This window comes from Moraxella cuniculi DSM 21768 (assembly GCF_900156515.1).
GTDB classification, from domain to species: domain Bacteria; phylum Pseudomonadota; class Gammaproteobacteria; order Pseudomonadales; family Moraxellaceae; genus Moraxella; species Moraxella cuniculi.
Genome location: NZ_FTNU01000027.1, coordinates 1 through 8,901, shown reverse-complemented (window position 1 = coordinate 8,901; position 8,901 = coordinate 1). Strand labels below are relative to the sequence as shown.

Genomic DNA, 8,901 nt, shown 5'->3' with positions numbered 1-8,901 from the left:
TTAAAATTTGATTGTATTTGTAGTGTAAATATACTAAACTATATTACATTTTTTGTAAAACTATATCATAGTTTGTAAGTATATTCAAGAGATTTTAAACGTACCAGCATCTAGAAGGTTTGATATTTAAGATGTTGATTTCTAAGCAATAATTATTTTGGTACTGTTTTGTGTTGATTTTATGTAATCAATATGCCATTATTTTACACACAAACTTATTGTGGTTGTATTGCACGACTTTAATGGGCTGATTGATTATTTTAAGCGACGAATTGTCTGTTTCAAAAGCAAGGCTAGGCATTACATGTTAAAAAGTATTCTCCCTACAGCACTGATGACATTTTTTGTGCTAACAACAATTTCTGGTTGCTCAACAATAAAGAAAGATGACAAACCAAAAGTGGTTGATTTAAAAATATTGACCTCAAAACACACCAATCCCGATGAGGAGAATGCACCTTCGCCTTTATTGGTGGATATGTATGAAATAAAAAATAGCACAGACTTTTTAATGTTGGATTATCTTGATTTCCCCAATATATTAGAAGACTCCTCTGCAATATCTGATGATAAAGATAGGAGGGGTATTGAGGTTCCAAAATACTCATGGATTTTACAACCAAATAACTTTCTTGTTGAAGAGATTGCCGTATCGGAAACCATTGAATATTTAGGTGTTTTGGCTCATTATCAAAATATACAAGAAAGCGATTGGCGTTTTGTTTTTAAAAAGCAAAAACCAAAAAGTTCAACAGACTATTATTTGTATTTATATGTGGATAGTAATACCATCAAACAATTATCCAAAGATGAGATGAATCAAAAATTAAAAGAATATGCTAAGTCAAATCCAAATGACAGTAGATTCACCAAATCTGGTAGGCTAAAACAACAGAAGAAAGATTACTCTAAGGGGGTATTTATACAAGATATGACACCTACTTTGCCTAAAGATGCTCAAAAAATAACCCTAAAAATTCAGGAGAATAAGTAATGACAAGCTCTCTTAAAGTTGTTTGGTCAGAGGGTATTTTTATTGCGCCTCAGCATTTCCAACAACAAGAAAAATATTTTGAATCGCGACTTGATGGTTATATTACCAATTACAACCCATTCTTTTATGGTGTTCGAGAGATGATGTTTGATGAATCCTTGTTTAAGCAAGGTATTGTTAAATTATCAAAACTTTCTGCAACTTTGGATGATGGTACAATGCTAGAGTTGATGGGCGAGCAAGCAGATGAATTGAGAATAAAGCTACCACATGGGGTGCAGGAATCAAAATTATACATAGCCATAAAAGCAAAAAATAGTGGCACTAACGAGGTTGGTTTTGATAAAGATAGTAAAGATTCTCGTTACTATGGCTTTGACAAGCAAGTTAGCGACCTAACTGATATGAAACAAGAACCACGTTCTTTGGCTGTTGCTAGACTTAATGTCAGGCTGGTGTTGGAGCAAGATTTAACAGATGATTTGGTTCGTCTACCCATTGCTGTCATATCACTGGACAACAACGGTGTTGTCCATCTAGATGATAGCTACATACCACCAACGCTGTATAGTCAAAAAAATCCTATTTTAGCAGCTTATATTTCAGAAACGTATGGATTACTTTCTCAAAAAAGCAAAAGTCTGGCTCAAGGTTTGCATGACCCTAATCAGCGTGGTGAAATAGAGTTGTTGGATATCACAATGTTGCAAACGGTCAATCGCTATATGGCTTATCTTCACCATCAAAATCAACCAAATATCCGTACACATCCTGAACATTTATTTATTGAATTATCTAAAATTTGTGCAGATTTGATGACTTTTTCTAAAAATCGTCGTCCTGATGAATTTGCTTGCTATGATCACAATAATCTAAAAGAGTGCTTTTCCCGCTTGATATTTAAGTTGCGTATGAATTTATCTGCGATTCGAGAGCAGAGAATATTGAGAATTGCATTAGAGCCGCGTGATGAAGCCACCTATGTTGCTCAAACACCAAATCAATCTATTTTGAATAGTGCTAATTTTGTCTTGGCAGTAAAAGCAGATGTCCCAGAAGAGAATTTGCGTTCTAGAGTGCCAACTACCATGAAAATTGGCACAGTTGAAAATATTAGAGATTTGATTGCTTATCACTTACCTGGTGTCAAGTTAAATGCCTTATCTATGGCGCCTAGAGAGTTGCCTTATCATAGTGGTTACATTTATTTTGAATTAGATAAGCAGCCAGAGGTGTGGAATTTGTTTAATGATACTTCGGGCATGGCTTTTCATTTGGCTGGTGACTTCCCCAATGTTGATTTAGAGTTCTGGGCAATTAAACCTTCAAGTTAAGATAAATTGAGATATTATGAACGTATCAATTAATAACATATCAAGCATATATAATCCTTTGTTGGAAGCAGCAAAGCCCTTACTGATTCTCGCAAACTCAATGAAAAATTCCACAAGTCGTCTGAGCATTGATGAGATACTGCATAAATTTTCAGCAATGATTGGCGATTTTGAAGAACAGGCTGAAAATAATGATGCCAGTTACGAATCCACACAAGCGGCAAAGTATTGTCTTTGTACTTTTATTGATGAAATGGCCGCCAATTCAGGTTGGGCGGATGAAAGTTGGGCTCAAAAAAGTCTGCTTGTATCCTTTTTTGACGAGACATGGGGTGGTGAGAGATTTTTTGAGATAGCAGAGCAATCTAAGAAAAATCCTGAGAAAAATCTGTATTTGCTTGAGTTGATTTATGTATGTTTGCAATTTGGCTATAAAGGGAAATATCGCATACTGCCCAATGGTGATTTTAGCCTTGAAAAGATTCAAAATGAACTTTTGAAAATCATCGAAGGAAAGCGACCTTCTGCTTTTTCTCTGTTGTTGACACATCAAAAAAAAGATGAAGACGTAGAGCAAAAGAAACGCATAAAAATTCCTTTATGGGTTTTTGCTGTTTTTACAGGATTGATAATTGGCGGTTTTTATTTGCTATTAAGTTCATCATTGGGCAAAAAGTTTGATAAAGTCAGTGGGGGTATCAATGCTTTGTCATTACCCAAACCCGTTATCACTGAGCCAATAGTTGAAAAAGAGCCTGTTACAAGACTAAGACCGGTATTAAAACATGAGATTGATAATAATCTTGTTGATGTTCAGGATTTGTCAGACAACAGCATCATTACCATTAGGGGTGATGGTTTGTTTGAGTCTGGCTCTGAGCAGATTCAAGACGAGTACTACCCTGTGCTGGCAACAATTGGACAGGCGTTAAATAATACAGAAGGACAAATTATCGTAACAGGCTATACTGACAGCACGCCCATTAAAAGTGTCAACTATCCTTCCAATTGGCAGTTATCGCAAGCTCGTGCAGATTCGGTTAAAGAAACTTTACTAAAATATATTGAGGATGATAGTCGCATCAGGTCGGAAGGTCGTGGTGATAACAATCCTGTTGCACCCAATGATTCAAGTGAAAATAAAGCAAAAAATCGTAGGGTTGAAATTGCATTATTAACCACAGGCATTCAGCAATAAATTAATTGGAGATATTTCATGAATACAATTTGGCGTCTTATAGGCTCTAGAGCTTTATGGGTATTTCTTGGTGCGCTGGGCTTATCTTTATTGATTTGGTTTTTTGGTGCACTACTTGCTGTGGGCGATGTACGACCTTTTGCTAATACTTATGTTAGATTTATTGCTGCGATTGGTGTTTTTTTAATATGGTTTACTAGGTTTGCCATTAGGCAAATTCGTCAATCTAGACAAAATGCTGCTTTAGTAAAAGAAATTCAAGTTGCTCAAGAACCAATGTTGAAACATGTTAATAAAGATAGCGAGATGAGTCGTCAATTTGCTGAGATTGACAGAGTTTTAAAAAATGCCAAATTCTCCAAATCAAAAGTTCCCTTATTAGGCAAATTTACCGATGGACAATATCTTTATCAAATGCCATGGTATGTTGTTCTTGGCGCGGCAGGATCGGGAAAAACCACCGCATTGAAACAATCAGGTCTTAATTTTCCATTGGAGAGCTCTTTTGGTTCTTCAATTAGTGGACTTGCAGGTACGAGAGATTGCGATTGGTTTTTGACGGATGATGCGGTATTGCTTGATACAGCAGGCAGACTGTCTTTGCATGGTTCGGACAATGAACATGATACCTATGATTGGCAAGAGTTTATTAATTTGCTGAAGCGTTATCGTCCTAAGCAGCCGATTAATGGCGTGATATTGACAGTGGGTGTTGATGACCTGCTAAACACCAAAACAGATTTCAAACAACTGGCTTATGAACTAAGAAAAAGAATTCATGAAATGTCATCAAGTCTTGAAATCAATTTTCCTGTATATCTGATGATTACAAAATTTGATATGCTAAAGGGATTTTCTGATTTCTTTGGCGGGCTGAGTGAAGAGCAGAGAAAGCAGTCTTTGGGGTTTGATTTTACTCCCTTGGAAATGACAGTTGGTAGTGAGGTGCTTATAGGATACGTTTCAAAACAATTGCAAGAAATCCAGGAGGGGATTGACGCTGCTTCCATTAAAGTTCTTTCTGAACTTAATGATTTAGATGCTAAGGATGCGGCTTTTGTTTTCTCTAGTGAGTTTGAACATTTAAGTGAGAATTTACTGACATTATTTCGTGAGCTTTATAAGACTTCTAAATTTGAAAATCCAATATCATGGCGAGGTATTTATTTTACGAGCGCAACCCAGCAAGGTGAAGTTATTGATCCTGTCTTTGAGCATATTAGCCCTGATTTAGCATTAAATAAAAAATATGTCGCATCACAAGAGTTGCATTCCTCTATGCCAAAAAGTTTCTTTTTGCAAGAATTTTTTGAGCATCGGGTTTTTGGTGAGGCGAATCTTGCAAGTGAAAATAAAAAATGGTCGATTAAAAAATTAGCTATGTATTGGCTTGGTTTGGCGCTACTGATATTGCTTGCGGGTGCTTTGTTTATTGCTATGATAAACAGCTACTTAAGAAATAGTAGATATCTTGATAGTGTTTCTGAACAAACAACAAAATTACAAAAAACAGCTAATGATATGACTGCATCAGGAAATTTCTTAGCTCGTGTTGAGTTTGCTGATAGCGTCAAACGGCTTCATATCAATCCTGATGTCCCAGATATTAATAACCCAAAATTATCATATCGTTTTGGTCTTTATCAGGCAAAAGATATGAGTATGGTAACTCAGTCAGCTTACCAAAGATTGTTGCAAGATGATGTTATGCCGTTGGTTAGCAAAGAAATTGATGGCATACTTAGAGAAAGTAATATGAGTCAAAGTTATGGCATGTACAATGCTTTAAAAGCATATTTAATGCTTTTTGATAAAAAGCATTACGATCCAGAGTTTTTGAATGCTTGGGCGAGCCAGTATTTTTTACAGCGATCTAGTCAATATAGTGACGCACAAAGAGATAAAATAAAAGAGGCTCTTGGTTACATTCTGTCTCAAAAAAATTTGGTTCCAAATATCACGTATGATGCTAAAATTGTTGAGTCTAAGCGTTCTGAATTGGCAAATCTTAATATTAGCGACATGATTGTGGCAGCTGCTTTTAGTAGAGTGGGAGAGTATGAGAATAAGATACCTGGCATATCTCTTGAGTCAATGGGTGGAAAACAGACAAAGCTTGTTTTTCTAAGACATAGTGGAAAACCATTAACGGCTAACATCCATCCTTTTTATACCAAAAAAGCCTACACGGAGCATGTGTTGCCAGACCTAATTAAATACTCCGTGCAATTTCATCAGGAAGAATGGGTGCTGGGAGGCTATTCCTCAATCCGTATGAGTGAAACAGATACCCTAATAGAAGCTCATGATGCCTATCTTGACTTATATGTGAAAGCGTGGAAAGACTATATTGGGGATATTCGATTAAAACAACCTAAAAGTATCAAAGAGGCCAGAGACATCACCAAGATTTTATCTGATCAAAACAATTCACCTTTGGCCAATATCATTAAAGGGGTGAGTGGGCAGACTTCTTTGAATGTACTTCCTGATAGTGCAGATAATACTGTTATTGACAATTATTTGCAACAGCTTATTAATAAGATGGGACTTGGTAGATTGGTTAGTGCATCTGATTTGCAAGAAAAGTATTTAAATTCCTTAAAACAATCAACCACTGTTGATGATGCATTTAATGATTTTCATGTACTAACAAAAACACAAGAAGGTCAACCATCCACAATAGTGTCTGTTATTGATTCTATTAAAGAGCTATATGAGTATTTGGATGTATTAAATATCGCCATTGAAAAGGGGGTTGATTTACCACCACATGATTCTTTATTTAAATACCGAGCTGAAATTAACAGACTGCCTGTCCCTTTCAAGGGGATGTTGGAAAATTTTTCAGGGTTCGCTTTGGATAAAAGTTTAAGTGAGCAAGGATTAAGAGACTTGCAAGCTGAAGAGAAGGCGTTAAGGGCTAAGCAAGATGAAGAGGAGAAAGCAAAAAAGGCACAGCAAGAAGCAGAAGAGAAAGCTGAAAGGCAGGCAAGCGAAGCAAAAGTACAGCAAGAATCTCTTGTGCGTAAGGGTTTGGAGTCTCAATTGGCGATAGCCAATAAGGAGTGTTCTGACGTCATTCAAGCAGGTTATCCTTTTATTAAAAACTCTCCCAAAGATATTAGCTTAACAGCTTTCACTAAAGTATTTGGCAAAGAAAATAGTTACAAGGCTCTTCAAGTTTTACCTCCTGAGATCGCCCGCACCATGCAAGCAACTACATTGGAAGAATTGTTTGATAGAGATGAATATTATAAGAATAAATTTTCAAATGTCGTTGCAAGCAATCCTATTACTCAAACATATTTTACAGGCAATACAGAAAAACCTGAGATTGATTTTTCTATAAGAGTAAAAGAACTTGATAAAAGTGTGGATAGCTTGATTGTTGAATATGATGGCAAAAAACTTAGATACAGTCATGGACCAGTTGTTGCTTTAAATTCATTATGGCCTGCTAGGTCAGAATCAGCATCTACTAAAATCACATTGCATAAAGATAATAAAGAGATAGGGCGTATTGATGCTAAAGGAATTTGGTCTATTTTTCGACTGATTGAAAAGTCAGATAAAAGAGAATGGCAAGGAAGTAAATTGCTTGCTAGTTATCTTGTTAATCAAAAGAAATTTACCTTGGAGATTGCAAGCAGTAATACTAGAAGTCCATTTAATTTTTCAACTCTAAGAGATTTTAAATGTCCTTAATAATTGATTGTGTCATATGAGTGAGTTATGAGCGATTTATTTTTTTATGGTAAATTAAAGAGTAGGCGAGATTTTGTTTCTAGCTCATCTTTATCCTCTGATGAAAAAAATTTTTGGGCTAATTGGTTTGATGGTTGTGTTGTTTCAAAGTCCCTACCAAATTTCTTAAAGCAAAAAGCAACGTCCAATATATGGTTATTTGTTTGCAAGACTCAAACCTTGTGTCGCATTGGTTTTATTGCTATGAGTCAAGATCATTCTGGGCGTTTATACCCCTTTGTTGTTTACCAAATAACTGAGGTGCAAGATTTGTTTGAGAATCGGGGGAGTGAAGCCTTACCTAAAGCCATTAAATTAGATAACTCATTCTTAATGCTAAAACAAAGTATTGAGAGAGGTGAAATAATGGTTAATTGCCAAGAAAAAAAATGAACAAGTTTTGGAATCAAATTTAATATCACAGAAATTACAAAATTGTTTTGATGTATTTTGTGATGTCAGCGCAGAATCTCAATCGTATTCTTGTTGGGTTAAGTTATCTGATGATGTAATAATTAATATTGCTACTCCACCAACTCGTTCTTTATATACAAAACTGTTTGGGTAAAATATGAAAGATTTTTCAACTTATGAGATGCCTATCTCGGCAAATGAGCCTACCGGTTCGGATATTGAATATGACAGTCGCTTTTTAGAATTACAGCGTCTTGCTGAGGGGACGCCAGAGCAGCAGTATGGTGATGTCATTATAGAATCCAAAGAGCCTGAGTGGGGGACTTTGGAAAAACTGTGTAACCAATTACTTGCCGAAAGTAAGGATGTAAGATTATTTGCGTACAATATACTTATATTAACAGCAAGATATGGTGTAATTGGTTTTGAGGCTGGTTGCCATGCTTTGGCAATCAATCTTAGTAATTATTGGCAAGATATTTATCCACATCTTGTGGATGAAGATGGAGATGAGGATTTTTATTATAGAATCAATGCATTAAGTCTGCTTGTTTCCAGTCAAGGTGTTGTTAAATATTTGGGTAACGCCAAAATATTAACAAATGGCATAAATCATCAACCTATTGGTTTAAAAGATGCTTGTTTGTTATTGCAAGATGATAACAAAGAGAATTATGTTGGTGGGCGAGATAGATTATTATTGGATATCAAGGTCGGATTCGATGGTGATAAACCAGAGTTATTGGCTCTGAAAAATGCCATGAGCTATTTAGAGCAAATTGAGGATATTTACAATAAACAATTGCCCGCGGAGCATCTTCCAAACTTTGATGACATCAAAAAATACATCAAAGCGATATTGTTAGTTGCCAACCACCAAGATAATGTCATTCATCCGCATGAAAATCAGCCAAATGAAGAGGTGGGTGCAGCTATGATGGATGTTGTAGTGCCGTCAAATACCGTGTCATCAGCTGATACTTGGAGAAAGGCTAATATTACTAATCGAAAAGATGTGGAATTAGTGCTTGAAAAAGTCTGTTTGTATTTTGAAGAATTTGAACCAAGTCATCCAGGACCGTTATTTATTCGTCGAATACAACGATTGATGAATATGAATTTTTATGATATCATGAAAGACATTAGCCCAACCAGCCTTGACAACCTAGAAGTGCTGATTGGTCATACTGTTGATAACAACCCTGATTCTTAAC

At 35.8% G+C, this 8,901-nt stretch carries 6 protein-coding genes; all 6 read left to right on the top strand.

Annotated features, from left to right (window positions below; genetic code table 11):
• Positions 1 to 304: 304 nt before the first annotated feature.
• The 6 genes from tssJ (at position 305) to BW928_RS10720 (ending at position 8,900) form a co-directional block, all read left to right on the top strand.
• Entirely contained in the window at positions 305 to 994 is a 690-nt protein-coding gene (gene tssJ / locus BW928_RS10745) for a type VI secretion system lipoprotein TssJ (RefSeq protein WP_076556216.1), read from the top strand.
• Positions 994 to 2,328 (top strand): type VI secretion system baseplate subunit TssK, encoded by a 1,335-nt coding sequence (gene tssK / locus BW928_RS10740; RefSeq protein WP_076556215.1) that lies wholly within the window; start codon positions 994 to 996, stop codon positions 2,326 to 2,328. The genes tssJ and tssK overlap by 1 nt, the downstream gene beginning before the upstream one ends.
• A 16-nt stretch (positions 2,329 to 2,344) precedes the next feature.
• Positions 2,345 to 3,526 carry a type VI secretion system protein TssL, long form gene (gene tssL / locus BW928_RS10735; protein ID WP_076556214.1) on the top strand — a complete coding sequence of 394 codons (1,182 nt, stop codon included), beginning with the start codon at positions 2,345 to 2,347 and terminating at the stop codon, positions 3,524 to 3,526.
• Between the two features lie 18 nt (positions 3,527 to 3,544).
• Entirely contained in the window at positions 3,545 to 7,234 is a 3,690-nt protein-coding gene (tssM, locus tag BW928_RS10730) for a type VI secretion system membrane subunit TssM (protein WP_076556213.1), read from the top strand.
• Between the two features lie 27 nt (positions 7,235 to 7,261).
• The gene (tagF, locus tag BW928_RS10725; RefSeq protein ID WP_076556212.1) at positions 7,262 to 7,666 is read left to right on the top strand and encodes a type VI secretion system-associated protein TagF; all 405 of its coding nucleotides are present in this window, start codon (positions 7,262 to 7,264) and stop codon (positions 7,664 to 7,666) included.
• Between the two features lie 178 nt (positions 7,667 to 7,844).
• Positions 7,845 to 8,900: a type VI secretion system protein TssA gene (locus tag BW928_RS10720; RefSeq protein WP_076556211.1), complete on the top strand. Its 1,056-nt coding sequence runs from the start codon at positions 7,845 to 7,847 to the stop codon at positions 8,898 to 8,900.
• The last annotated feature ends 1 nt before the right edge of the window (position 8,901 follow it).

Coding starts and splice junctions, on each gene's coding strand:
- tssK (WP_076556215.1), top strand. CDS start 994: ATGACAAGCTCTCTTAAAGTTGTTTGGTCAGAGGGTATTTTTATTGCG.
- tssM (WP_076556213.1), top strand. CDS start 3,545: ATGAATACAATTTGGCGTCTTATAGGCTCTAGAGCTTTATGGGTATTT.
- BW928_RS10720 (WP_076556211.1), top strand. CDS start 7,845: ATGAAAGATTTTTCAACTTATGAGATGCCTATCTCGGCAAATGAGCCT.
- tssJ (WP_076556216.1), top strand. CDS start 305: ATGTTAAAAAGTATTCTCCCTACAGCACTGATGACATTTTTTGTGCTA.
- tssL (WP_076556214.1), top strand. CDS start 2,345: ATGAACGTATCAATTAATAACATATCAAGCATATATAATCCTTTGTTG.
- tagF (WP_076556212.1), top strand. CDS start 7,262: ATGAGCGATTTATTTTTTTATGGTAAATTAAAGAGTAGGCGAGATTTT.